Consider the following 25,202-nt stretch of genomic DNA (forward strand, 5'->3'; position numbering starts at 1 on the left):
GCGTCAGGCCAGTAGTTCTTCGGCCCGGCCGACCTCCAGCGCGCGGCGCAGCCATTTCTGGAGCTGGTCGAGGTCTCGGCAGGAGAGAATGGTCTCGCGGACCTGATCGGACACGGTGATGCCGCGGGCGTCGAGAACAGTCAGGACCGACTTCGCCTCGCCGATCGCTTCGCCCTGCGCTTCGCCCTCGGCGAAGTACTTGCGCGCGAAGTCGCTGGTGAAGTTGTAGTCACGCAGACCGGTGGACATGAATGCCTCCCAAGCAGGACGAACCGCGCGCGGCAGCATCGTCAGGATGAAGTCATGGTATCGCAGGGCCGGGTCGGCTCCGAGTGTTCGAAGACCGATCGCCAACGCGCGCCAGATTTCGGTGTGGTCGGGGTGGTCCGGATGGGCCACCGCCGACAGCACGGCCAGTTCCGGAAGTTCGGCCGCCAGATCGGGATCGGTGACCACCGGCACCGATGAGGGATCGAGCACCAGCGGTGCCAGGGTTGTCGGCGGGTTGCCGTAGCCGAAGTGCAAGGGTTGTGCCGCCCACGTGGCGGTACGGGGATCGGGACAGATGACAAGGAGCAGTACCGGACACCTCAGCCGCGCTCGCAGCGACGCGGTGTAGACCGGCCAGGACCAGAGCTTGTCACCATCGCGGCGGAGCTGGATCTCCACCACCACCGCGAGGACGGTGTCACCTCCCCGCCGGAACGCCAGCACCGCATCGGCGTAGTACTCGGTGGGCGCCAGTACAGCGGCACGTTCGGAGCGAGGTTCCACCGTTTCGTAGCACGGTAGTTGGCAGCCGAGCGCGGACAACAGCGGCGCGACCAGATCCGGTCGCGCGTTGAACATGTCGATCACCACTTCATGCGGAGCCGAAGGCATGCGCGCACAGTAATCGTCGGCACCGACAGGTGTTACGTACCAAACGATTTCGTAGTCAGGAGTCCTACTCGGTGTTCACTGGCCATGGGGACTGCCCGCGACTTCGCGGCAACTGCCCGTGCCGTTGCCTGTCTACCGGACGACCTGCGAATCCATCCCTCGCCCGGGTGACGCCGCCGCGTTGACAATCAGGCCAGCAGTTCCTCGGCCCGACTGACCTCCAGCGCGGGGCGCAGCCATTTCTCGAGCTGGTCGACGTCTCGGCAGGAAAGGATGGTCTCGGCGAAGTACTTACTATTGCGCCGCAATCGGTTTCGCGGGGCGCGAGCCGGTGGGCAGCGCCTCACACTCCCATCTCGTCGAACAGGTCGGCGTTTCGGTCGAGGTGCTCCGGTGTGGCTCGATGGGCCGCGAGTCCCACGGTGTCGAACTCGTCGGCGCCACCCCCCATTGCGTGCCCACGCCGACATGGTAGTCGGTGTGGATCACCGCGAACGACGGCGCGGGCGAGTCGGACAGCTCCGCGGCGGGCAGGCGCACCACCCCTTCGCGGGGGAACAGGCCGGGAGCCTCCCGGGGCAAGCTCCAGCCATTCCGTCGCGCCGCGCCTGCCAGTAGGCGGTGTAGTGGTGCGTCAGGTGGAACAGCGCCAGCTCGGCGGTGAGGGGACCGGCTCGCCACCCCAGGCCGCGGCGGCGGAGGCGTCGTGTGGTCCGCACAGGATCAGTGCGGTGATGGCGTGCGGCACGGCGTCAGGACAGCCCCCACGCCAGAGCGCCCGCGGCGGCGAGGACACCGCAGACACCCAGGCCGATGGCCAGCGGCCGCGCGGTCTTCCAGGTGGAGTAGGCGCCGCCGAGAAGGAAGCCGGACAGCGCGAGCAGGACGATCATCGTGACGTCGGTGGACATTGGTCCGATTCTGCCGTGTCGGCGGTCGCGGGGGTGCACCATAGCGGGTGATATGCCCCGAACCAGCGCCGAAGCGACCCGGTATCAGCGACCTGACCTGCTCGAACAAGTAACAAGCACGCGAGCTTGATTTTTTTCCGGCTGGGTGTGATGCTGGGGCGGACGCGAACTCCACCGACAGGGAGGCCCCGGCTGATGGGTAGGTTGGCCGCCGATCCGGAAGTGATCAGGATCGGCAACTGTTCCGGGTTCTACGGTGATCGGCTCGCCGCGATGCGCGAGATGCTCGAGGGCGGCGACCTCGACGTCCTCACCGGCGACTATCTGGCCGAGCTGACGATGCTCATCCTCGGCCGGGACCGGATGAAGGACCCGAGCCTCGGCTACGCCAAGACCTTCGTCAAGCAGATCGAGGACTGTCTCGGCCTCGCGCTGGACAAGGGCGTGCAGATCGTCGCCAACGCGGGTGGGCTGAACCCGGCGGGCCTGGCCGAACGGCTGCGCAAGGTCGCCGCCGACCTGGGCCTGAACGCGCAGATCGCGCACGTCGAGGGCGACGACCTGCTGGCCCGCGCGGGCGAGCTCGGCTTGGGCTCCCCGCTCACCGCCAATGCCTACCTGGGCGCGTGGGGCATCGTGGAATGCCTGAACGCCGGGGCCGACGTCGTGGTCACCGGCCGGGTCACCGACGCCTCGGTGATCGTCGGGCCCGCCGCCGCGCATTTCGGCTGGGGCCGAACCGATTACGACGCCCTCGCCGGTGCGGTGGTGGCCGGGCACATCATCGAATGCGGCACCCAGGCCACCGGCGGCAACTACGCCTTCTTCACCGAACTGCCCGACCTGGGCAGGCCGGGCTTCCCCATCGCGGAGATCCGCCGCGACGGGAGCAGTGTCATCACCAAGCACGCGGGCACCGGCGGCGCGGTCACCGTGGACACGGTCGAGGCCCAGCTGATGTACGAGATCCAGGGCGCGCGCTACGCCGGACCCGACGTCACCGCCCGGCTCGACAGCATCCGCCTGACCCAGGAGGGGCCGGACCGGGTGCTGGTCGACGGTGTCGTCGGCGAGGCGCCGCCGCCACAGTTGAAGGTCTCGCTGAACACGCTCGGCGGATTCCGCAACGAGATGAGCTTCATCCTCACCGGCCTCGACATCGAGGCCAAAGCCGCACTCGCGCAACGCCAACTGGAAGACTGGCTACCGGTGCGGCCCGCCGAACTGGAATGGACGCTGGCCCGCCTGGACCGCCCCGACGCCGACACCGAGGAGCAGGCCAGCGCGCTGCTGCGCTGCGTGGTGCGCGACCCCGATCCGAACAAGGTCGGCCGCGCCTTCTCCAGCGTCGCGGTGGAACTGGCGCTGGCCAGCTACCCCGGGTGCAGTTTCACCGCACCGCCCGGCAACGGTTCCCCCTACGGGGTCTACACCGCGGGGTACGTCGAGGCCGGACAGGTGCCGCACGTCGCGGTCCTGCCGGACGGCGCCCGCGTCGACGTCGCGCAGGCCACCGACACCCGGGCGCTCGCCGACGTACCGGAACCGGCACTGCCGCAACAGTTCCCGGTCGGCGAGACCCGCCGCGTGCCGCTGGGCACGATCGCGCTGGCCCGCAGCGGCGACAAGGGCGGGGACGCCAACATCGGCGTCTGGGTGCGCACCGAGGACCAGTGGCGCTGGCTGGTGCACACCCTCACCGTCGACCGGCTGAAAGCACTGCTGCCCGAGACCGCGCAGCTCACCGTCACCCGGCACGTCCTGCCGAACCTGCGCGCGGTGAACTTCCTCGTCACCGGCCTGCTCGGCAAGGGCGTGGCCTACCAGGCCCGCTTCGATCCGCAGGCCAAGGGACTCGGCGAATGGCTGCGGTCCCGTCACCTCGATATCCCCGTGGAGCTGCTGTCATGAATGTCGGTCCGTGGAACACTCCCGAACGCCGCGAATTGCGCGCCACCGTGCGCGGATTCGTCGAGCGGGAGGTGCTGCCCTACCTCGACGACTGGGAACGCGAGGGCGAGATCCCGCGCGAGCTGCACAAGAAGGCGGGTGCGCTGGGACTGCTCGGTATCCAGTTCCCCGAGTCGGCCGGCGGCGCCGGGGGTGACGCGCTGGATTCGGTGATCGTCTGCGAGGAGATGCACCAGGCGGGTGCCTCGGGTGGGCTGTTCGCCTCGCTGTTCACCTGCGGTATCGCGGTGCCGCACATCATCGCCTCCGGCAACACCGATCTCATCGAGCGGTTCGCCGAGCCCACGCTCGCGGGCGAGAAGATCGGTTCGCTGGCCATCACCGAGCCCGGCGGCGGCTCCGACGTCGGCCACCTCACCACCACCGCGCGCCGCGACGGTGACCATTACATCGTCAACGGCGCCAAGACCTACATCACCTCCGGGTGCCGCGCCGACTTCGTGGTCACCGCGGTCCGCACCGGCGGGCCGGGCTCGGCGGGCATCTCGCTGCTGGTGGTGGAGAAGGACACGCCGGGTTTCACCGTGAGCCGCAAGCTCGACAAGATGGGCTGGCGGGCCTCCGACACCGCCGAACTGTCGTATGTGGACGTGCGGGTTCCGGTGGAAAACCTGGTGGGGCCGGAGAATTCGGGCTTCTACCAGATCGCGGCCGCGTTCGTCAGCGAGCGGGTCGGGCTGGCCGTGCAGGCCTACGCCCAAGCGCAGCGCTGCCTGGACCTCACCCTGGAGTGGGTGCGCAACCGCGAGACCTTCGGCCGTCCGCTCATCAGCAGGCAGGCCGTGCAGAACACGGTGACCGAGATGGCGCGGCGCATCGACGTCGCCCGCGTCTACACCCGCGAGGTCGCCCGGCGCAGCGCCGAGGGCGAGACCGATCTGATCGCCGAGGTCTGCTTCGCCAAGAACACCGCCGTGGAGGCCGCCGAATGGGTGGCCCACCAAGCCGTCCAGCTCTTCGGCGGTCTGGGCTACATGCGTGAATCCGAGGTGGAGCGCCAGTACCGCGACATCCGCATCCTCGGTATCGGCGGCGGCACCACCGAGATCCTGACCGGCCTGGCGGCCAAGCGATTGGGGTACCAGTCATGACGATCCTGCGCAGCACCCTCGACAGCGCGGCACCGGAATACACCGCCGCCGCCGAGGCGATGACCACCAAACTCACCGAGATCGAAGCCGAATTCGCCAAGGCGGTCGCCGGTGGCGGGCCAGAGAAGCTGGCCAGGCATCGCAAGCGCGGCAAGCTCACCGCCCGCGAACGCATCGAACTGCTCATCGACGAGGACTCGCCGTTCCTGGAGCTGTGCCCGCTGGCCGCCTGGGGCAGCGAATTCCACGTCGGTGCCAGCGTGATCGCCGGGATCGGCATCGTGGAGGGCGTGGAGTGCATGATCGTCGCGCCCGACCCGACGGTGCGCGGCGGCACCTCCAACCCGTGGACGTTGCGCAAGAACCTGCGCATGAACGACATCGCCATGGAGAACCGGCTGCCGGTGATCGGGCTGGTCGAATCCGGCGGCGCGGACCTGCCCACCCAGAAGGAGGTCTTCGTCCCCGGGGGGCGGATGTTCCGCGACCTCACCAAGCTCTCCGCGATGGGCATTCCCACCATCGCGCTGGTGTTCGGCAATTCCACCGCAGGCGGCGCCTACATCCCCGGCATGTCCGACTACACGGTGATGATCAAGGAGCGCTCCAAGGTGTTCCTCGGCGGCCCGCCGCTGGTGAAGATGGCCACCGGGGAGGAATCCGACGACGAATCCCTCGGCGGCGCCGAGATGCATGCCCGCACCTCGGGCCTGGCCGACTACCTGGCCGCCGACGAGCAGGACGCGATCCGCATCGGCCGCTCCATCGTCAAACGGCTGAACTGGCGCAAGCAGGGCCCGGCGCCGCGCGGTCCGGTGCTCGAGCCGCGCTACGACCCCGAGGAACTGCTCGGCATCGTGCCCGCCGACCTGAAGATCCCGTTCGACCCGCGCGAGGTGATCGCGCGCGTGGTCGACGACTCCGACTTCGACGAGTTCAAGCCGCTCTACGGCAGCAGCCTGGTCACCGGCTGGGCGCAGCTGCACGGCTACCCGGTGGGCATCCTCGCCAACGCGCGCGGCGTGCTGTTCTCCGAGGAGGCACAGAAGGCCGCGCAGTTCATCCAGCTCGCCAACCAGTCCGACACGCCACTGCTGTTCCTGCACAACACCACCGGCTACATGGTCGGCAAGGAGTTCGAGCAGAAGGGCATCATCAAGCACGGCGCGATGATGATCAACGCGGTGTCGAACTCGAAGGTGCCGCACATCTCGCTGCTGATGGGCGCCTCCTACGGCGCGGGCCACTACGGCATGTGCGGCCGCGCCTACGATCCGCGCTTCGTCTTCGCCTGGCCCAGCGCGAAATCCGCGGTCATGGGTGGTGCGCAGCTGGCCGGTGTGATCTCGATCGTCGGCCGCGCCGCCGCCGAGGCGCGCGGCAAGCCGTTCGACGAGGAGGCCGACGCGGGGATGCGCGCGATGATCGAGGCGCAGATCGAGGCCGAATCGCTGCCGATGTTCATGTCCGGCAGGCTCTACGACGACGGCGTGATCGATCCCCGCGATACCCGCACGGTGTTGGGCATGGCGCTCTCGGCCATCCACAACGCCCCGATCAAGGGCGCCGAGGGCTTCGGCGTCTTCCGGATGTGAGGCACGCGATGACGATTTCCACTGTGCTGGTCGCGAATCGAGGCGAGATCGCCCGGCGGGTGTTCGCCACCTGCCGCCGGATGGGACTGGGCACCGTCGCGGTGTACTCCGACGCCGATGCCGCCGCACCCCATGTGCGGGAGGCCGACGCGGCGGTCCGGCTGCCGGGCAACACCCCGGCCGAGACCTATCTGCGCGGGGAGCTGATCATCGAGGCGGCACTCGCCGCGGGCGCCGACGCGGTGCACCCCGGCTACGGCTTCCTCTCCGAGAACGCCGAGTTCGCCCGCGCCGTGCTGGACGCGGGGCTGGTGTGGGTCGGGCCGCCGGTCGCCGCGATCGAGGAGATGGGCTCGAAGGTCGCCTCGAAGAAGCTGATGGACGCCGCGGGTGTGCCGGTGCTGGCCGAACTCGATCCGGCCGAGGTCACCGAGGCGCATCTGCCGGTGCTGATCAAGGCCTCCGCGGGCGGCGGTGGCCGCGGCATGCGGGTGGTGCGCGAGCTGGCCGATCTCGAACCGCAGATCGCCGCGGCCCGCCGGGAAGCCGAATCCGCCTTCGGCGACCCGACCGTGTTCTGCGAGCGCTACCTCGAGACCGGCCGCCACATCGAGGTGCAGGTGCTCGCCGACACGCACGGCACCATCTGGGCCGTCGGCGAGCGGGAATGCTCCATCCAGCGGCGGCACCAGAAGGTCGTCGAGGAGGCGCCCTCGCCGCTGGTCGAACGCGTCGACGGCATGCGGGAGCGGCTGTTCGACGCCGCCCGGCTGGCCGCGGGCGCGATCTCCTACACCGGCGCGGGCACCGTGGAATTCCTGGCCGACGACGCGGGCGAGTTCTACTTCCTGGAGATGAACACCCGGCTGCAGGTGGAACATCCGGTCACCGAGTGCACCACCGGGTTGGACCTGGTGCGGCTGCAACTCGAGATCGCCGCGGGCGCGGCGCTGCCCGCCCGGCCGCCCGCGCTGCGCGGACATTCGATCGAGGTGCGCCTCTACGCCGAGGACCCGGCCCACGAGTGGCAGCCGCAGAGCGGCACCGTGCACCGCCTCGACATTCCGCTGGTGTGCACCGAATTCGATCTGCTCGACCGGGCCGGCGTGCGGCTGGACACCGGTGTGGTGGACGGTTCGGTGGTCGGCGTGCACTACGACCCGATGCTGTCGAAGGTGATCTCCTACGCCGAGACCCGCGCCGAGGCCGCCCGCCTGCTGGCCTCGGCGTTGCAGCGGGCCCGCATCCACGGTCTGGTCACCAACCGGGACCTGCTGGTCCGGGTGCTGCGCCACCCGGCCTTCCTCGCCGGTGACACCGACACGGCATTCTTCGCCACCCACGGCCTGGACACCCTGTCGGCACCGCTGGTGAGCGCGGCCGACGAGCGGCTGTCCATCGTGGCCGCGGCCCTCGCCGACGCCGCCGCCAACCGGGCCGCCGCCCGGGTCGGCGGCGGGTTGCCCAGCGGCTGGCGCAACCTGCCCTCGCAGTCGCAGCGCAAGTCCTACGAGAGCCGGGTCAGCGGCGTGCACGACGTCGACTACCGGTTCACCCGTTCCGGCGTGCTGGTCGACGGGCACGACGGTCTCGAACTGGTCGAGGCCGGCCCCGAGCGGGTCGTGCTGGCGGTGCCGGGCGAGCGCGGCCCGGTGCGGCGGGTGTTCGACGTCGCCCGCTACGGCGATCTGGTGTGTGTGGACTCGCCGCTGGGTCCGGTGAGCGTGCGCAGGCTGCCGCGCTTCAGCGATCCGGCCGACCAGGTGGCCACCGGCTCGCTGCTCGCCCCGATGCCGGGCAGCGTCATCCGGCTCGGCGCCGCCGTCGGTGACCGCGTGGACGCGGGTCAGCCGGTGCTGTGGCTGGAGGCGATGAAGATGGAGCACACCATCGCCGCGCCCGCCGCCGGTGTGCTCAGCGCGGTGAACGTCGCGGTCGGCCAGCAGGTCGACATCGGCACGGTATTGGCCGTCGTGGAACCCGCGGCCGACGACACAGAGAAGGACTGAGCCATGAGCTTCATCGAGAGCGACGAGCGCAAGCAGCTGCGGGCCGCGGTGGCCGCGCTGGCCGCCAAGTACACCTATCGCGACTACGTGCTGCCCAAGGCCCGCAAGAACGAGCCCCTCACCGAGTTGTGGGACGAGGCAGGGAAATTGGGCTTCCTCGGGGTGAACCTGCCCGAGGAGTACGGCGGCGGCGGTGCGGGCATGTACGAGCTGGCACTGGTGATGGAGGAACTGTCCGCCCAAGGCGCGGGCCTGCTGCTCATGGTGGTCTCCCCGGCCATCTGCGGCACCATCATCAGCCGCTACGGCACCGACGAGCAGAAGCAGCAGTGGCTGCCCAAGCTCTCCGACGGCTCGGCCAAGATGGTCTTCGGCATCACCGAACCCGACGCCGGGTCCAACTCCCACCAGATCACCACCACCGCCCGCCGTGACGGCGACGACTGGCTGCTGACCGGCCGCAAGATCTTCATCTCCGGCGTGGACCAGGCCGAGGCGGTGCTGATCGTCGCGCGCACCGAGGACCACAAGACCGGCAAGCTCAAGCCCGCCCTGTTCATCGTGCCCACCGACGCCCCCGGCTTCACCAAGGTGGCGCAGGAGATGGACATCATCGAGCCCGACCACCAGTTCAGCCTGTTCCTCGACGACGTGCGCCTGCCCTCCAGCGCACTGGTCGGTCGGGAGGACGCCGCGCTGATGCAGCTGTTCGCCGGGCTGAATCCCGAGCGGATCATGGGTGCGGCGATGGCCGTCGGCGTGGCCCGCTACGCCATCGACCGTGCCGTCGAATACGCCAAGGAGCGCACGGTGTGGAAGACACCGATCGGTGCGCACCAAGGCATTTCGCATCCGTTGGCGCAGGTGAAGATCGAGCTGGAGATGGCCAAGCTGATGATGCAGAAGGCCGCCACCCTCTACGACGCGGGCGACGAGATGGGCGCGGCGGAAGCCGCCAACATGGCCAAGTACGCCGCCGCCGAGGTCAGCATCAAGGCGCTCGACCAGGCCATCCAGACCCACGGCGGCGCGGGCCTGACCGCCGACTACGGGCTGGCCGCGATGCTCGGCGCCGCCCGCATCGCGCGGATCGCGCCGGTGAGCCGGGAGATGGTGCTGAACTTCGTGTCCCAGCACTCGCTCGGCCTGCCCAAGTCGTACTGATCCGCGCCGTACCGATCCGCCGGAAGGGGAGCACGATGACCGACACCTCCACCGCGCCGCTGGTGCGCTACGACGTCCGCGACCGCTTCGCCGTGCTGACGTTCGATTCCCCGCACAACCGCAACGCGCTGTCCGCACGCCTGGTCGCGGACCTGCTGCGCGGTCTCGACGACGCGGCCGCGGACCCGGCGGTGCGCGGCATCGTGCTCACCCACACCGGCAACACCTTCTGCGCGGGCGCCGACCTGAGCGAAGCGGGCGACACCGATCCCGCGGTCGCCGCCGATCAGCGCACCCGCACGATGATCGGCGTGCTGCGCAGGCTCGTCGAGATCCCCAAGCCGGTGATCGCCCAGATCGACGGCAACGTCCGCGCGGGCGGCATGGGCATCGTCGCGGGCTGCGACATCGTCGTCGCCGGGCCGGGCAGCTCGTTCGCGCTCACCGAAGTGCGCATCGGATTGGCGCCGTTCATGATCTCGCTCACCCTGCTGCCGCGCCTGGAACCGCGCGCCGCCGCCCGCTACTACCTCACCGGGGAGAAGTTCGGCGCCGCCGAGGCCGAGCGGATCGGCTTGGTCACCGTCACCGCCGAGGACCCCGCCGCCGAGGTGGCGCGGCTGTGCGCGGAACTGCGCAAGGGCGCCCCGCAGGGCCTGGCCGAGGCCAAACGACTCGTCAACGCGCCCATCCTCGCCGAATTCGACCGGTCCGCCGAGGAACTGGCGCAACGCTCGGCGAGCTTCTTCGGCACCCCCGAGGTGCGCGAGGGCATGACGGCCTTCCTGCAACGCCGCCCGCCCACCTGGGCAGAATGACGATCATGGCGACACCCCACGAACCCAAGCAGGACCGCAGCCGCGCCACCCGGCAGCGGCTGCTCGAGGCGACCATCGACTGCCTGGCCGAGATGGGCTGGGCCGCCGCCACGGTCGCCGTGGTCGCCGAACGGGCCGGGGTGTCGCGCGGCGCGGCCCAGCACCACTTCCCGACCAGGGAAGATCTCATCACGGCCGCGCTCGAGTACATGTTCGACACCAGGAACGAGCAGGCCAGGCGCGAAGCCGAGGCCATGTCCGAGCAGCTCGACGGCATCGCCCGCACCGAAGCCGTGGTCGAGGGCCTGGTCGAGTCCTACACCAGCCCGCTGTTCAAGGCCGCCCTCCAGGTGTGGACCCACGCCGCCGCCGACCCGGTGCTCCGCGAACGCATCGTCCCCCTGGAAGCCAAATTCGGCCGCGCCTCCCACCGCCGCGCCGTCGAAGCCCTCGGCGTCGACGACTCCGACCCCGTCGCCCACCACCTCGTCCAAGCCACCCTCGACCTGGCCCGCGGACTCGGCCTCGCGGACGTCCTCACCGACGACTCCGCCCGGCGCAAGCAGATCATCCACCAGTGGGCCGTCACCCTGCACTCGGCACTGCACACGGGTGTGGTGTCCGTGGCCGCGGAACCGGCGTAACTCCTGGTTGTCGCCCACGGCGCAACGCTGGCCGTCTTCGAATGGCCGGTCGGCTCGCCGTGGCGCGCTCTTATCGTTGTCGCGGCAGAGTTAAGGCGCTGTCCTCGGTGAGATCTGGGAAGTCCGCCACTTATCGTTGTGATGGCAATGTTAAACCGATTCGATTGCTTCGGTTCTCGGGGAAACCGGTTTATCGTTGTATTGGCAACGATAAACCTCGGGTTGCTGGTGGCGGGATCTGCACCGCTGCTTATCGTCAGCATGCCGCTGATAGGAGTGGGATGTCGAGACCTCAGCCACGTCGCCGAGCGCGGGCCCGGCGAGGACCGCTGCTGGAGTTCGGCAGCTTCCTCGTCGATCGCCGCATCGCGCTCGGACTGACCCAGCTCGACGTCGCCGAGCTCGCCGACGTCGGATTGTCCTCGGTCCGGGCACTCGAAGGCGGACACGATTCCCCGACGCTGGCCGTGACGCTACGCGTCCTCGACGCGCTCGGTCTGACACTGGTCAGCCTCACCGGAACCGCAGCTGATGCCATCACCGGCAGGGCCGCCAGGGTCCGCCCGGCACAGGAGGTCGACGATGAGCAACTGGCCTGAGCCCGGACGCCTCCGCGACGTCGAGTCTGCCGATGTGTACAAGTGCGGTCGCCTGGCGGGAACCCTTCGCAGGGACGGTGACGACGTGGTCTTCACCTACCTCGAGGAGTATCGAGCCGACCCCGAGACACCGCCGATCGCGTTCACCCTGCCCAAGCATTCCGAGGCCGTCCGAACGACCGGCGGTTCGGTCCCACCGTTCTTCGCCGGCCTGCTCCCCGAGGGAGCTCGCTTGGTCGCGATCACGGCGCTCACCAGAACGAGCGAGGACGACCACCTCAGCCTGCTTCTCGCGGTCGGTGCGGACACCGTCGGCGACGTCCAGGTGCTCCCCACCGGGCTGTCTCTCACCGAGCCGCCGCCACTGTTCGGCGAAGATCCCGCCACCGCGGACTTCGCCGAGGTGTTTGCCCGGGCCACCGCGATCACCGGCGATGAGTTCGACCGCACCGCACTGCCGGGGATTCAGGTGAAGGTGTCCGCCCGGATGATCTCCACTCCCGTGCGAACCGGGCATGGGGCAGCCATCCTGAAACTGAATCCACCGGAGTTCCCCCGCCTGGTGGAGAACGAGAACTTCTTTCTCGACATGGCCGCGGAGTGTGGAATCCGGGTCCCACCGCATCAACTCGCGATCGACCGGCTTGGGCGAGCCGGACTGTTCGTCGAACGCTTCGACCGAGTGGTGGAGGGAGACGGGATACGGCGCCTCGCGCAAGAGGATGCCTGCCAGGTACTCGGCAGGTATCCGGCCGCGAAGTACCGGATATCGTTGCAGGAAGCGATCAAGGGACTCGGGCAGGCGGTGGAGGCCGGGGAAGGATCGCGCCGGGCCGCCATTCTCACCATGCTCGAGATCGCGGCGTTCAGTTACCTCATCGGCAACGGCGATTTACACGGCAAGAACCTCTCCATCCTTCGGGCGCCGAGCGGGATCTGGGAGGTCACCCCCGCCTACGACCTGCTCACCACGCAGCCGTACCTGTCCTGGAAAGACCCGATGGCGCTGGCACTGTACGGCCGGAATGCCAGGCTCGGGCACCGATGGTGGATGGAGGCCGCCGAGCGTCTCGGTGTTCCCCGGCGCGCGCTGGCCCGCAGCCTGGCCCGCATCAGTGAGGCGGCCCAACCGTGGATCGGGAGGCTGGGCGAGATCGGGTTCGACGAAGCCTGGACGCGACGACTCGCGGAGCTGATCGAGCAGCGGCGGCAGGAGTTGTCCGCCCCCGAGTGAGTGCGATCGAGTCGTTGCCCCTCTGTGAGGGCCGGTGGATGGGAGACTGGCCGTGGGGGGTCGCGTCATATGGGTGGACCGGATTCGGAGGAACGAGAGGAAGCACCATGACGGCGTCGAGGAGTTTCGGACGGATGGCGGCACTGCTGGCGGGGCCGCTGATGGTGGCCGGTGCCGCCGGGGTGGCGGGCAGCGAGCCGCCCCCGCCGCCCGCGGTGGCAGTCGCGACCGGGGCGAACTGGATGGTCGTGACGGTCACCCCGCTCGGCGGTGACGCGCCGGAGTGGTGCCGCGTCGACCCCTACTTCGGCACCCCCGAAACCCTCAGCCTCGCCGTCGCCCCGACCGGCAACGTGTTCGTCGACGCCGTCCCCGCCGGGACACACACCGTAGCCGCCTGGTGCCCCAACGGCGGCTCCACCACAACAACGGTCACCGTCACGGGCTGATGCTCATCCGGCCGCAGCCCGTCTACGGCTCGACGTAGAGCCGCTCGGTCGGCAGTCGCGGGTATGCCGCGGCGGGGTCGTCCACCACGAGCACCCGCCCCGGCCATATCTGGACGAAGATCAGCGCTGCCGTGAGGCAGGCAACGTACCGTAAAGACATTCCAGCGAGGATCACGGCCAGGCAGACGTCACGTTCGTACGGAAGCGGTGAGGTCACCGGTCGTTCTCCTGGCATGACCATCGAGTGCCTCTCCGGCGTGAGCGCTCGCCTTCCCACGCTTCTCGGATGGCATTCCAGACGTCGCGAGGCATCGTCTCGAAGCACATCCCGAGGTCGGGAGAGCCCGGAAGCTCGATGATTCGACCCGTCGCGAACTGTATCCGGGCGACGTGGATAACGCCTTGTTCGACGAACCATTCGACGACTGTCCCGGATGTGGATTCCGTTCGGAAAAGCCCTCCTGCCGATGACATCTCGATCGCCTCGGTGACGGTCATCGAGGGAGGGAGAGATCTGCAGGCCCTGTTGGCTGGTGGTTCTGGTGCGTCGGCCCATCGCCGCAGCGCGGCGCGGTACCGCTCGAGGAGTTGGGCTGGGAGAGAGCGGTATGTGCCACGGGAACGAGGGAAGGGCACCCGCTGGGGCAATTCGCTGTCCATACTTGCAGCTGGAGCCACCCCGCGCCGTTGGTTTCCATCACCCGGGGTCGGCCGATCGTGTCACCCACGAAGCAAGGGGCGCACCGAGAGTGAGGGGGATCAGCACGCCATGGGCAAGTCGGTGACCAGGGGAAGTGCCGACGATCGGGAGCGTGAATCGTCACCCACGCCGGGGCAGGTGGTCCCTGACGGGCCGGTGGTGACGGGGGTTCGGCACCGCCAGCTCGGCCGGATTCTTCGCGAAATGCGCAGCGAAACCGGGCTTTCCATTCTCACGGCAGCAAAAGCGGTAGGAATGGGGTCGGGATCGCTTCAGCGCCTCGAGTGCGGACAGGCGTCCAAGATCCACGACGCCAAGCTGGTCAAGCTCTGTCGGCTCTATCAGGGGATGGACCGGCTCGAGGAACTCAAAACGCTTGCTGCGCAACGCCGAGAACAGAGTTGGTGGGATGAGCGTACGGATATGCTCGCCCCGAGTTTCAAGGTCTATCTGGGACTGGAAGCCGCAGCCGAGCGGCTCACCGTGTATCGCCCGGACATCATCTCCAGTCTTTACCAAACCCAGGAGTACGCAGAGGTTTTGGATCGAATCTACTTCCACGACGATTCGCCTGGCGAACGGGCGCAGCGAATGGAAGTGCGCAGAAAGAGGCTTGGGTTGATCAACCGCTCCCTGTCACCGCTGGAGGTCGACTTGGTGCTCGACGAGGGAGTCTTGCGCCGGATCGTCGGAGGCGCCCGACTGATGAGCCGACAGCTTCGACATCTGGCAGATATGCCGCCGAATGTATCGTTACGGGTGTTGCCGGATTGTGCGGGATACCCGATGGGCAAGGCGGTCGATGCGTTCACGCTCCTCGACTTCGGCGCGAACAGCGGGAAAGCGAATGAGCCGCCGGTGGTCTATGTCGAAAGCTTCGCTGGCAGTATGCATTTGGAAACGCCTCGCAGTGTGCGCGCCTACCGGGAGGCGTTCCGGCGCATCCAGCGGGTAGCGTTGGATCGGAGTGAGAGTAAACGCCTGCTCAGGCGGGTAGCAAAGGAGTACGGGCCGTGAGCACGAACCTGTCCCGGGCGCGTTGGTTCAAGAGCAGCCACAGTGGGGGGAACGACAACTGCCTGGAAGTTGCGTTCCTGGATGGCGGCATGGTGGGGGTCCGCGACTCGAAGGACCCGTCCGGGGGCGTGTTGGTGTTCACTCCGGCGGAGTGGGACGCTTTCCTGAACGGCGTGCAGGGCGGCGAGTTCGATCGTCCGTGAGCGCTCGAGGCGCGTCGAGGTGGAGTTCGGCGGGTGCCCGCCGCCGCGAGCACGACGATGCGCAATTGGTATCCGATCGGATCGCACACCGCTGCCCACCGGCGGTCGGGGTGCCGGTGGGCAGCGGGGTGGGTGGTTCTATTTCGGGGTGGTCAGGTCGTAGAGGGTGACGCCGTCGACGACGGTGGGGGTGAAGTTCTCCTCGACCCAGGTGCTGATGCGGGAGCTTTCGGAGGTCGATCCGCCCGGTCCGCCGCGGCCGCCGCCGATGAAGTAGTGGATCTTGCCGTCGCGGACGTACTGCTGGAATTGCTCCAGCGTGGGGGAGGGGTCGCTGCCGTTGAAGCCGCCGATGGGCATGACGGGGAGTTCGGTGGCCAGTTGGAGGCCGGCGGCGCTCTGGGAGCCGATGGCGGCGGCGGCCCAGGTGTAGGTGTCGGCGTCCGTCTCGATCAAGCTGACGACCTGCTCGCTGGGGGTGCCGGCGCCGAGTAGTCCGCCCATGCCGAACAGTTCGCGGCCCGTCCCACCGGCGGTGCCGCCGTCACCCGGGACGCCGTTACCCGGCGCGGTGCCGGGATTCGCTGCGCCACCACCGGGCGCGGCACCGGCGTTCGGCACGGTGCCTCCATCGGGCATGGTTCGCCCACCGCCGTCGGAGCGGGTAACGCCGTCGGGGCCGCCCATCAGCCGCATGCCGTCGCCGCCCATGCCAGGCCCGCCGGGCCCGCTCACCTGTGGACCGGCGGTGGGGATCGACCCCTGATGCGAGGTCCCCACCGTCTGCACGGTGTAGGCGACCGGCCCGGCGAGCCCGGCCAGCGCGGCCGCCACCGCGACACCGGCCGCGAACTCGCGCCGGACGGGCACGAGCATGCCCACGGTCGCGAGCCCACCCACCACGAGCACGGTCCACCGCAACCACGGCAGGAAATCCGCGCTGCGCGACAACAGCAGCCACGCCGTCGCCGTGGTGAGCCCGACCGCCGATGCCAACGCGATCCGCACCCACCACCGATCGCGCTCCCGCCAGGCCTGCACGGCTCCGGCGCCGACCAGGACGGCGACCGCAGGTGCCAGCGCGACCGTGTAGTACTGGTGGAAGATCCCCGCCATGAAGCTGAAGACCAGCCCGGTCACCACCAGCCAGCCGCCCCAGAGGATCAGGGCGGCGCGGCGGCCGTCGGTGCGGGGTGCCCTGCCGCGCAACACCGACCCGGTGACCATGAGCACCAACGCCGCCGGGATCAGCCAGGCGATCTGACCGCCTTGCGCGGGCTCGAACAGCCGGGTGATTCCCGTGCTGCCCCACATGCCGTTGCCGCCGGGCGGCAGCTCGCCGCCGGGACCGACGCTGCCGGTCTCGTTGCCGTTGAGCCTGCCGAGACCGTTGTATCCGAGGGTGAGTTCGATGATGGAATTGCGTTGCGAGCCACCGATCCACGGCCGGGACGACGCCGGCCACAGCTCCACGGCCAGCAGCCACCACCCCGCGGCGACGACCATCGCGGCGCCGGCGGCGAACAGTTGCGCGATCCGTTGGATCAGCCGCGGCGGACCGGCGACCAGGTAGGTCAGTGCCAGTGCGGGCACCACCAACAGCACCTGCAACTGCTTGGCGAGGAAACCGAATCCGATGAACGCGCCGGTGAGTATCAGCCAGCGCCAGCGGCCGTCGGCGACCGCGCGGGTCGTCGCCCATGCCGCAGCGACCATCAGCAGCACCAGCAGCGCGTCGGGGTTGTTGAAACGGAACATCAACGCGGCCACCGGGATGACGGCCAGGACGAGCCCGGCCAGCAGGCCCGCGGCGGCGCCGAAGTTGCGGCGCACCGTCGCCCACAGCAACGCCACACTGCCCACCCCCATGAGCACCTGCGGTACCAGGATGCTCCAGCTGTTCAAGCCGAACAGGCGCACCGACAGCGCCATCGGCCACAGGGCGGCGGGCGGTTTGTCGACGGTGATCGAGTTCGCGGCATCGGAGGAACCGAAGAAGAACGCCTGCCACGACCGCGAACCCGCCTGCACGGCAGCCGAGTAGAAGGCGTTGGCCCACCCGTTGGCGGACAGGTTGTACAGGTAGGCCACGGTGGTGCCGACCAACAGCAGGGCCAGCAGGAGGTACTCGCGGTCGAGCCGCCGTCGCCGCGGAACCGGCTGCGCGGCAGCGTGTTCGGGCGGGGAGAGGAGTGTGGTCACCGGGCGGCTCCTGTCTGGCCGGTGCGGATCGGGGTCGCGGCCGGTGGATTGCGGAACACCCAGCGCAGCCCGAGGAAGCGGGCCAGCGTCGCGACGAGGTTGGCGGTGACGAGCACGACCAGTTCGACGTGCACCGGCGCGGCGGGCGCCCAGCGGTGCAGCGCGAACAGCGAGCCGCTGGTCACCAGCAGGCCGAACCCGAAGATCAGCATTCCTTGGAACTGGTGGGTGAGCACCCGGCCTGGCCCGCGCACCCCGAAGGTGAACGCGCGGTTGGCGGCGGTGTTGGCGATCGCGGTGAGCAGCAGGGTCAGGAAGTTCGCGCCCTGCGCGCCCGCGACCGGCTGCAACACCAGATACAGCAGCATGTAGGCGAGCGTGGACAGCACGCCGATGATCGCGAACCGCACCACCTGTCCGACCATTCCCAGCGGCACGCCCGGCACCAGCGGCTCACGGCCGATCGCGGCGCGGAGCTCGTCCAGCGGCAGCGCGCCCGTGGAAATGGCGCGCGCGAGCCGCCACACCCCGCGCAGATCCTTGATCGCGGTGTCGACGATGTCGACGCGGCTGTCGGGATCGTCGATCCAGTCCACCGGCACCTCGTGGATGCGCAGCCCGGCCCGCTCGGCCAGCACCAGCAGTTCGGTGTCGAAGAACCATTCGCCGTCCTCGACCAGCGGCAGCAGTTGCCGCGCGACCGCGGTGCGCACGGCCTTGAAACCGCATTGCGCATCGGAGAAGTGCGCGCGCAGGGAGGCTTTCAGGATCAGGTTGTAGCAGCGGGAGATGATCTCGCGCTTGGGTCCGCGCACCACCCGCGACGAGGTGTCCAGCCGGGTGCCGATCGCCAGGTCGGAGTGGCCGGACACGAGCGGGGCGACCAGCGGCAGCAGGGCGTCGAGGTCGGTGGACAGGTCGACGTCCATGTAGGCGACCACCTGGGCGTCGGAGCGTTCCCACACCGCCCGCAGCGCCCGCCCGCGGCCCTTGGCCTCCAGGTGCACCACCCGCACGCCCGGATACCGGGCGGCGAGTTCGTGCGCGACGCGCAGGGTCGCGTCGGTGCTGGCGTTGTCGGCGATGGTGATGCGGGCCGGGAACGGGAAGCCGCCGCGCAGGTACTCGTGCAGCCGGTGCACGCAGTCGCCGAGGTCGGCCTCCTCGTTGTAGACGGGGATCACCACGTCCAGCACGGGCGGGCGGCCCGTGGCATCGATGTCTTGCGCCGTCCTGGCGACGGCCACGGTCTCGGTCATGGCCACCACCTTCGGTGGCGTCGCTCCGGCGCCGCTGGGACCGAGCTGGGAGGTTCCTGGGAACCGGTCAGGCGGGTTTGCGCATCCGCAGCACGGTGTCGGCGCGGGTGCCGATCTGCCCTTCGGGGCCGGTCATCTCCTGCTCGATCCGTTCCGCGGTCTCGACCGTCCAGCGGCCGTCCGGATCGAGCAGCGCGAGGGTGCCCTCGAGCGTCGGGAACTCGAACGACGGCGGCTCGGTCATCCAGCTCGGCCAGCCGGCGTGCGCGACGACCACCAGCAGTCCGCCCGGCGCGACGGCCGCGGCGGCGCGGGTGAGGATGCCGTCGCGCTCGCCCGGCGCGGCGACCGGCGAGTGCAGGAACTGGGCGGCGACCAGGTCGAAGGAGCCGGCGGGGAAGGACTCGAGCAGGTTGTGCCTGGCGAAGGTGATGCGGTGGTCGACTCCGGCTTCGACCGCGTGGGCGGCGGCGCGTTCGAGCGCGACGGTGGAGATGTCGACGGCGGTGACCCGCCAGCCGCGCTCGGCCAGCCAGATCGCGTCGGCCCCCTCCCCGCATCCGAGGTCGAGCGCGGTGCCGGGCGTCTGGTGCTCGACCTCGCGGGCGAACAGGGCGTTCACCTTGCCCGACCACACCGCGTCGCGCTCGCGGTAGAAGTCTTCCCAGAACTGTTCGGGGGTGGTCTCGGTCATCGGCCGTCTCCTCCTCGCGTGATGGTCTGCGGTGGCTCCGCGAGGGAGATCGTGCCCGGACATGCGGGCTGACGGCAAAGTTTGTTGCCGGTTCGGCAAATGTGCCGGACGCGATCGCGGCCCCGGCCTGCCGCCGCGGACGACGCCGGGGCTCGAAGAGCCGTTGCCACCGGGAACGCCGTTGTTCGGGACGGTCACGTCGTTGGGACCGGGGTGGTGACGACTGTCCTCAGTATGGACCCGGGCACCGACAATTCCGGTGCGCCGCTCCCGCTGACCGGTCGGCGTGTCTCGCCGCTCAGGGCAGATGCAACCGCCACAGCGGCGACACCGGGCCGTGGCCGGCGCCGAGATCGTAGGCCGCGGCCAGGCAGCGCCGGGTCCACTCCTTGCCGAAGGCGACCGCCTCGGGCACCGGGTAGCCGTGTGCGAGAGCGCAGGCCACGGCGGCGGCCAGGGTGTCGCCGCCGCCGTGGTCGTTGCCGGTGGCGATCCGCGGCGCGGTGAACTCCTGGAAGGTGGTGCCGTCGAAGAGCAGGTCGGTGCTGACCTCGGAGGAGCGCAGGTGCCCGCCCTTGACCACCACCCAGCGCGGGCCGAACGCGTGCAGCGCCTCGGCGGCGCGCCGGGCCGACGCCTCGTCGGTGACCCGGATGCCGGTGAGCAGGCGGACCTCGTCCAGGTTCGGCGTCACGACGGTGGCCAGCGGGAACAGGGTGTGCCGGACGGCGTCGAGCGCCTCCTCGTGCAGCAGCGGGTCGCCGTGCATGGAGGCCGCCACCGGATCGACCACCAGCGGGGTGGGGCCGTCGCCGCCGATGCCCACCTCCCGGCAGACCGCCGCGACCGCCTCGATGATCGCCGAGGAGGCCAGCATGCCGGTCTTGGCCGCGCCGACGCCGATGTCGCCGGCCACCGAGCGCACCTGATCGGCCACGATCTGCGGCGGGATCTCGTGGAACCCGCTGACCCCCACCGAGTTCTGCACCGTCACGGCGGCCACGGCGACGAGGGCGTGCACTCCGCACAGGGTCATCGTGCGGGAGTCGGCCTGGATTCCGGCGCCGCCGCCGGAATCGGTGCCTGCGATGGTGAGGACGCGCACCGGCGTCTGGCCTTCGGCGGGGAGCGGCAACAGCTTCACAGATGTGCACCATACGGTGGCGCGGCGGGGAATGGGGCAGCCGGTGCGCGGTGCCAATTGAAAATGATTACCATTTACAGAATGACGACTTCACCGCCTTCCGACCTGCTGCCCGTCACCGTGCTCTCCGGCTTCCTCGGCGCGGGTAAGACCACCCTGCTCAACCACATCCTCGCCAACCGGGAGGGTCGCCGCGTCGCGGTGATCGTCAACGACATGAGCGAGGTGAACATCGACGCCGCGCTCGTCGCGGGCCAGGGCCACCTGGACCGCACCGAGGAGAAGCTGGTGGAACTGACCAACGGCTGCATCTGCTGCACCCTGCGCGAGGACCTCATCGAGTCGGTGGGCAAGCTCGCGCGCGAGGGCCGCTTCGACCAGCTGGTCATCGAGTCGACCGGCATCTCCGAGCCGATGCCGGTGGCGGCGAGCTTCGAATGGGAATTCGAGGACGGGTTCCGCCTCGGCGATCTCGCGCGGCTGGACACGATGGTCACCGTGGTGGACGCCTCGACCTTCCTGGCCGAGGTTGTGCGCGGCCACACGCTGGCCTCGCGGGATCTCCAGGCCGGGGAGGGCGACGAGCGCACCATCGCCGACCTGCTCGTCGACCAGGTGGAATTCGCCGACGTGCTGTTGCTCAACAAGACCGATCTGGTCAGCGAGAACGCCGCGGGCACCGTCGAGGCCACCCTGCGGCGGATGAACCCGCGCGCCCGCGTGCTGCGCACCGCACACGGCGTGGTCGATCTCGCCGAAGTGCTCGGCACCGGGCGCTACAACCCGGTGCTGGCCGCCGCATCCGAGGGCTGGACCGAGGAACTGGCGGGCGGGCATGTTCCCGAGACCGAGGAGTACGGCATCCGCAGCCTCACCTTCACCGCCGAGCGGCCGTTCCATCCCGCGCGCTTGGCGGCCGTGCTCGACCAGCTGCGGGGACTGTTGCGCAGCAAGGGTTTCTGCTGGATCGCCAGCCGCAGCCAGTTCGCCGCGCTCTGGTCGCAGGCCGGTCCGAACCTCAGCTTCGAACCGGCCTCCTGGTGGTCGGCGTTGGACATCCCGCCGGGGCAGGAGATCGTCTTCATCGGTGTGAAGCTCGACGTCGACGGGCTGCGTGCCCAGCTGGCCGACGCGCTGCTCACCGACGCCGAGTTCGCCGCGGGCCCGGCCGCCTGGGCGACCTACCCGGATCCGTTTCCGGCGTGGGGCGAGCTGCACGAGCACGCCTGAGCGCCGCTAACGCGGGGCGAGGAACAGGGTCTGGGTGCTGCGTCCGAGCGGGCCCTTCTCGTCGAACAGCGCCGACTCGGCCATGCCGAGACCGCTGGGCTGCGGATGGGTGACGGCGTCGAGGCACACCCACTCGCCGACCGGCTGGCGGTGCAGGGTGACGGTGAGGTCGGTGTTGATGAACAGGAACCGCGACCAGTCCAGCACCGCGCTCACGCCGTTGCCCGAATCCGCCGCGGCCAGGGTGCGCTCCAGCGCGCTCGGGGTGGTGCCCGCGACGATCGGGTACTTCAGCCGGATCCAGCACACGGCGGGGCCTGGTTCGGTGAACGAGCCGGAGATGAAACGGTATTCGATGGCGGTGTGGAAGCCGACCGGCTGGGTGGCGGGGAACGGCGCGGGCGGCGGGGCCGTCTCGGGCCCGGGCCGGGTACCGGTGGGCTGGAACTGTTCGGGCAGTTCGAGTTCCGGCTCGGCGCGCCGGAACCGCCACGCGTTCGCCTTCATCACCGGCCCGCGGTCGGCGGACAGCGTCGCCTCCACGAGTTCGACACTGCGACCGGGCCGGGCGACGCGGGTCTCGACGGTGAGCGGGGCCAGCGGCACCGGCCCCAGGATCTCGACCGCCACCCGGCCCACCTGGAAGCCCTCGCGCGGCTCGCACCGTTCGATCGCGTGCCCGAGCAACGCCGAGGGCGGGCCCGCGTGCTGGGCGTCCGGGGACCACGGGCCGCGGGTCAGCTCGGTCGAGAGATACCGGTCGGGCCGGTCCGGGTCCGGCAGATAGAAGGCGTCGTTCACGGTCGATCCCGTCCATCGGGCCGGCGGCGTCGCCGGTCGCGGATAGTTCCTACGGGAAGGATTCTGCCACCGCCGCCGCCGCGCCCCGGCCGAGGCCGGTCACCCTGACCCGCTGACCGACCAGGGCGCGGCGCGTGATCGACGCCGTGTTCGGGTGAGCGGCCCGGCGGGGGAGCCGAGCCGCGGCACCGGTCAGGACACGACGGGCAGGTAGACCTTGCCGCCGGATTCGGCGAACTCGGCGGACTTGGCGGCCATGCCGGCCTCGATGGCCGCGACGTCGGTGAGGTTGTTGGCCTCGGCGTACTCGCGGACGTCGGCGGAGATGCGCATCGAGCAGAACTTCGGGCCGCACATCGAGCAGAAGTGCGCGGTCTTGGCGGGCTCGGCGGGCATCGTCTCGTCGTGGTACTCGCGCGCGGTGTCGGGATCGAGCGAGAGCGCGAACTGGTCGCGCCAGCGGAACTCGAAGCGCGCCTTGGACAGCGCGTCGTCGCGCTGCTGGGCGTGCGGGTGGCCCTTGGCCAGGTCGGCGGCGTGCGCGGCGATCTTGTAGGTGATCACGCCGGTCTTCACGTCGTCGCGGTTGGGCAGGCCCAGATGCTCCTTGGGGGTGACGTAGCAGAGCATCGCGGTGCCCGCCTGGGCGATGATCGCGGCGCCGATGGCCGAGGTGATGTGGTCGTAGGCGGGGGCGATGTCGGTGGCCAGCGGGCCGAGGGTGTAGAACGGCGCCTCCTCGCACAGCTCCTCCTCGAGCCGCACGTTCTCCACGATCTTGTGCATCGGCACATGGCCGGGGCCTTCGATCATCACCTGCACGCCATGGGATTTCGCGATCTTGGTGAGTTCACCGAGGGTGCGCAGCTCGGCGAACTGCGCCTCGTCGTTGGCGTCGGCGATGGAGCCGGGCCGCAGTCCGTCGCCGAGGGAGAAGGTGACGTCGTAGCGGGCCAGGATCTCGCACAGTTCCTCGAAATGGGTGTACAGGAACGACTCCCGATGGTGCGCCAGGCACCAGGCCGCCATGATCGAGCCGCCACGCGAGACGATGCCGGTGACGCGCTTGGCGGTCAACGGCACGTAGCGCAGCAGCACGCCCGCGTGCACGGTCATGTAGTCCACGCCCTGCTCGGCCTGCTCGATCACGGTGTCGCGGTAGATCTCCCAGGTGAGCGCGGCCGGATCGCCGTTGACCTTCTCCAGCGCCTGGTAGATCGGCACGGTGCCGACCGGCACCGGCGAGTTGCGCAGGATCCACTCGCGGGTCTCGTGGATGTTCTTGCCGGTGGACAGGTCCATGATGGTGTCGGCGCCCCAGCGGGTGGCCCACACCATCTTCTCCACCTCCTCGGCGATCGAAGAGGAGACCGCCGAGTTGCCGATGTTGGCGTTGATCTTCACCAGGAACTTCTTGCCGATGATGGTCGGCTCGAGTTCGGGATGGTTGTGGTTGGCCGGGATGACGGCACGACCGGCCGCCACCTCCGCGCGCACCAGTTCCGGTTCGACGCCCTCGCGGGCGGCGATGAAGCGCATCTCCGGGGTGACGATGCCGGCGCGGGCCCAGGCGAGCTGGGTGCGCGGGCCCTCGACGGTCGGCTTGTCCCAGCTGTCGCGCAGCTTGGGCAGACCGGCCTCCAGGTCGATGGTGGCGTTCTCGTCGGTGTACGGGCCCGAGGTGTCGTACACGTCGAAGGTCTCGCCGTTGGTGAGATTGATGCGCCGCACCGGGATTCGGAGCCCGTCCACCTCGCGGTAGTGCTTGACGCTGCCCTCGATGGGGCCGGTGGTGACGGTGTCGACGGGTGCGGTGACGCGATCGGCGGATGCCATGGTTGTTCCTCCCTACGCCGGCATTACCCGGTCAGGTTCATACGGTCGACGGCCCTGACCGCCCGAATGGGCTAGCCGTCCTCTCAGCCCGCTGGTGCGAGCCCCCGTTGGCGATGAAGTTGTCCGCGCCCGACCATACCCGCCACCGCCACCGACGCGCCCGGGGATCGGGAGCACGAGTGCGGCGGCGGGCCGTGTCGCCCGCCGAAAGCGTCCTCGGTCAGCCGTTATAGGCGTCGCGCATGGCGTCGAGGTCGATCTTCTTCATGCCGAGCATCGCCTTGGTCGCGCGATCGACGGCCGCCGGGTCGCCGGTGAGCAGGGCGTCGGCCTCGGCGGGCCAGATCTGCCACGGCACGCCGTAGCGGTCGTTGAGCCAACCGCAATCGATCTCCTTGCCGCCGTCGGCCAGCAGTGCCGACCACAACCGGTCCACCTCCGCCTGGCTCTCGCAGTTCACCAGCAGCGACATCGCGTGGGTGTAGTGGTACTCGCCGCCGCCGTTGATGGCGGTGAAGCGCTGGCCGTCGAGTTCGAAGTCCACGGTCATCACGGTGCCCGCTTCCCGCATGCCCGATTCGGTGAAGCGGCGGATCTCGGTGATGCGCGAATCGGGGAACAGCGAACAGTAGAACTCGGCCGCCTCCTCGGCCTGGGTGTCGAACCAGAGATTCGTGACGATCTTCTGCATGGTGTGCTCCTGCCGTCGGGTGTGCTCGTAGTACGGACTGCGCGGCGCGGCGGAACTC

24 protein-coding genes are annotated in these 25,202 nt (G+C 69.6%); 13 read left to right on the forward strand and 11 right to left on the reverse strand.

Annotated elements, in window-relative coordinates; translation table 11 throughout:
- Window positions 1–3: 3 nt before the first annotated feature.
- Complete coding sequence (locus tag AMO33_RS22045; RefSeq protein ID WP_373368912.1) at window positions 4–858, reverse strand: hypothetical protein; 855 nt, start codon at window positions 856–858, stop codon at window positions 4–6.
- A 776-nt stretch (window positions 859–1,634) separates the two neighbouring features.
- The gene (locus tag AMO33_RS32115) at window positions 1,635–1,793 is read right to left on the reverse strand and encodes a hypothetical protein (protein ID WP_167547539.1); all 159 of its coding nucleotides are present in this window, start codon (window positions 1,791–1,793) and stop codon (window positions 1,635–1,637) included.
- A 195-nt stretch (window positions 1,794–1,988) separates the two neighbouring features.
- Here AMO33_RS32115 and AMO33_RS22050 point away from each other — a divergent pair, with 195 nt between their 5' ends.
- From AMO33_RS22050 to AMO33_RS22095, 10 genes are all read left to right on the forward strand, one after another.
- The gene (locus AMO33_RS22050; RefSeq protein ID WP_060594098.1) at window positions 1,989–3,704 is read left to right on the forward strand and encodes an acyclic terpene utilization AtuA family protein; all 1,716 of its coding nucleotides are present in this window, start codon (window positions 1,989–1,991) and stop codon (window positions 3,702–3,704) included.
- On the forward strand, window positions 3,701–4,855 hold the full coding sequence (locus AMO33_RS22055; RefSeq protein ID WP_060594099.1) for an acyl-CoA dehydrogenase family protein: 1,155 nt from the start codon (window positions 3,701–3,703) through the stop codon (window positions 4,853–4,855). The genes AMO33_RS22050 and AMO33_RS22055 overlap by 4 nt, the downstream gene beginning before the upstream one ends.
- Window positions 4,852–6,450, forward strand: a complete 1,599-nt coding sequence (locus tag AMO33_RS22060) for an acyl-CoA carboxylase subunit beta (protein WP_011211864.1) — start codon at window positions 4,852–4,854, stop codon at window positions 6,448–6,450. Before AMO33_RS22055 ends, AMO33_RS22060 begins: the two co-directional genes overlap by 4 nt.
- A gap of 8 nt (window positions 6,451–6,458) precedes the next feature.
- A complete protein-coding gene (locus AMO33_RS22065) occupies window positions 6,459–8,459 on the forward strand; it encodes an acetyl/propionyl/methylcrotonyl-CoA carboxylase subunit alpha (protein ID WP_060594100.1) in 2,001 nt (666 codons plus the stop codon).
- 3 nt (window positions 8,460–8,462) lie between these two features.
- Window positions 8,463–9,623 (forward strand): acyl-CoA dehydrogenase family protein, encoded by a 1,161-nt coding sequence (locus AMO33_RS22070; protein WP_011211862.1) that lies wholly within the window; start codon window positions 8,463–8,465, stop codon window positions 9,621–9,623.
- 35 nt (window positions 9,624–9,658) lie between these two features.
- Entirely contained in the window at window positions 9,659–10,441 is a 783-nt protein-coding gene (locus AMO33_RS22075; protein ID WP_060594101.1) for an enoyl-CoA hydratase family protein, read from the forward strand.
- 5 nt (window positions 10,442–10,446) lie between these two features.
- Window positions 10,447–11,085 carry a TetR/AcrR family transcriptional regulator gene (locus tag AMO33_RS22080; RefSeq protein WP_041560468.1) on the forward strand — a complete coding sequence of 213 codons (639 nt, stop codon included), beginning with the start codon at window positions 10,447–10,449 and terminating at the stop codon, window positions 11,083–11,085.
- A 281-nt stretch (window positions 11,086–11,366) separates the two neighbouring features.
- Window positions 11,367–11,684, forward strand: coding sequence for a helix-turn-helix transcriptional regulator (locus AMO33_RS31695; RefSeq protein WP_011211859.1), 318 nt, complete (start codon window positions 11,367–11,369; stop codon window positions 11,682–11,684).
- A complete protein-coding gene (locus AMO33_RS22090) occupies window positions 11,668–12,918 on the forward strand; it encodes a type II toxin-antitoxin system HipA family toxin (protein WP_060594102.1) in 1,251 nt (416 codons plus the stop codon). The genes AMO33_RS31695 and AMO33_RS22090 overlap by 17 nt, the downstream gene beginning before the upstream one ends.
- Before the next feature lie 107 nt (window positions 12,919–13,025).
- A complete protein-coding gene (locus AMO33_RS22095) occupies window positions 13,026–13,367 on the forward strand; it encodes a hypothetical protein (RefSeq protein ID WP_127516273.1) in 342 nt (113 codons plus the stop codon).
- Between the two features lie 22 nt (window positions 13,368–13,389).
- Here AMO33_RS22095 and AMO33_RS22100 read toward each other — a convergent pair whose 3' ends face one another.
- The gene (locus AMO33_RS22100; RefSeq protein ID WP_060594103.1) at window positions 13,390–13,584 is read right to left on the reverse strand and encodes a hypothetical protein; all 195 of its coding nucleotides are present in this window, start codon (window positions 13,582–13,584) and stop codon (window positions 13,390–13,392) included.
- Complete coding sequence (locus tag AMO33_RS31700; RefSeq protein WP_098700232.1) at window positions 13,581–13,865, reverse strand: hypothetical protein; 285 nt, start codon at window positions 13,863–13,865, stop codon at window positions 13,581–13,583. The genes AMO33_RS22100 and AMO33_RS31700 overlap by 4 nt, the downstream gene beginning before the upstream one ends.
- A gap of 271 nt (window positions 13,866–14,136) precedes the next feature.
- Here AMO33_RS31700 and AMO33_RS31130 point away from each other — a divergent pair, with 271 nt between their 5' ends.
- A complete protein-coding gene (locus tag AMO33_RS31130; RefSeq protein WP_159005596.1) occupies window positions 14,137–15,084 on the forward strand; it encodes a helix-turn-helix domain-containing protein in 948 nt (315 codons plus the stop codon).
- The gene (locus AMO33_RS22110) at window positions 15,081–15,287 is read left to right on the forward strand and encodes a DUF397 domain-containing protein (RefSeq protein ID WP_060594105.1); all 207 of its coding nucleotides are present in this window, start codon (window positions 15,081–15,083) and stop codon (window positions 15,285–15,287) included. The genes AMO33_RS31130 and AMO33_RS22110 overlap by 4 nt, the downstream gene beginning before the upstream one ends.
- A 138-nt stretch (window positions 15,288–15,425) precedes the next feature.
- Here the strand turns inward: AMO33_RS22110 and AMO33_RS22115 are convergent, their stop codons facing one another.
- The 4 genes from AMO33_RS22115 to thiD all read right to left on the reverse strand — a co-directional run bounded on the left by AMO33_RS22115 (window position 15,426) and on the right by thiD (window position 20,586).
- Window positions 15,426–17,489, reverse strand: a complete 2,064-nt coding sequence (locus AMO33_RS22115) for a glycosyltransferase family 39 protein (protein ID WP_060594106.1) — start codon at window positions 17,487–17,489, stop codon at window positions 15,426–15,428.
- A complete protein-coding gene (locus tag AMO33_RS22120; protein ID WP_060595097.1) occupies window positions 17,486–18,748 on the reverse strand; it encodes a bifunctional glycosyltransferase family 2/GtrA family protein in 1,263 nt (420 codons plus the stop codon). Before AMO33_RS22120 ends, AMO33_RS22115 begins: the two co-directional genes overlap by 4 nt.
- A gap of 67 nt (window positions 18,749–18,815) precedes the next feature.
- Entirely contained in the window at window positions 18,816–19,442 is a 627-nt protein-coding gene (locus AMO33_RS22125) for a class I SAM-dependent methyltransferase (RefSeq protein WP_060594107.1), read from the reverse strand.
- Between the two features lie 298 nt (window positions 19,443–19,740).
- The gene (gene thiD / locus AMO33_RS22130) at window positions 19,741–20,586 is read right to left on the reverse strand and encodes a bifunctional hydroxymethylpyrimidine kinase/phosphomethylpyrimidine kinase (RefSeq protein WP_060594108.1); all 846 of its coding nucleotides are present in this window, start codon (window positions 20,584–20,586) and stop codon (window positions 19,741–19,743) included.
- A gap of 81 nt (window positions 20,587–20,667) precedes the next feature.
- Here thiD and AMO33_RS22135 point away from each other — a divergent pair, with 81 nt between their 5' ends.
- Window positions 20,668–21,816, forward strand: coding sequence for a GTP-binding protein (locus AMO33_RS22135; RefSeq protein WP_060594109.1), 1,149 nt, complete (start codon window positions 20,668–20,670; stop codon window positions 21,814–21,816).
- Window positions 21,817–21,822: 6 nt separating this feature from the next.
- On the opposite strand, the gene AMO33_RS22140 is transcribed toward AMO33_RS22135, so the two are convergent.
- The 3 genes from AMO33_RS22140 to AMO33_RS22150 form a co-directional block, all read right to left on the reverse strand.
- Entirely contained in the window at window positions 21,823–22,617 is a 795-nt protein-coding gene (locus AMO33_RS22140) for a thioesterase family protein (RefSeq protein WP_011211851.1), read from the reverse strand.
- A gap of 192 nt (window positions 22,618–22,809) precedes the next feature.
- Window positions 22,810–24,453, reverse strand: a complete 1,644-nt coding sequence (gene thiC, locus AMO33_RS22145; protein WP_060594110.1) for a phosphomethylpyrimidine synthase ThiC — start codon at window positions 24,451–24,453, stop codon at window positions 22,810–22,812.
- Window positions 24,454–24,673: 220 nt separating this feature from the next.
- Window positions 24,674–25,144: a VOC family protein gene (locus AMO33_RS22150; protein WP_060595098.1), complete on the reverse strand. Its 471-nt coding sequence runs from the start codon at window positions 25,142–25,144 to the stop codon at window positions 24,674–24,676.
- Window positions 25,145–25,202: the final 58 nt, after the last annotated feature.

This window comes from Nocardia farcinica, from assembly GCF_001182745.1.
Classification (GTDB): Bacteria; Actinomycetota; Actinomycetes; order Mycobacteriales; family Mycobacteriaceae; genus Nocardia; species Nocardia farcinica.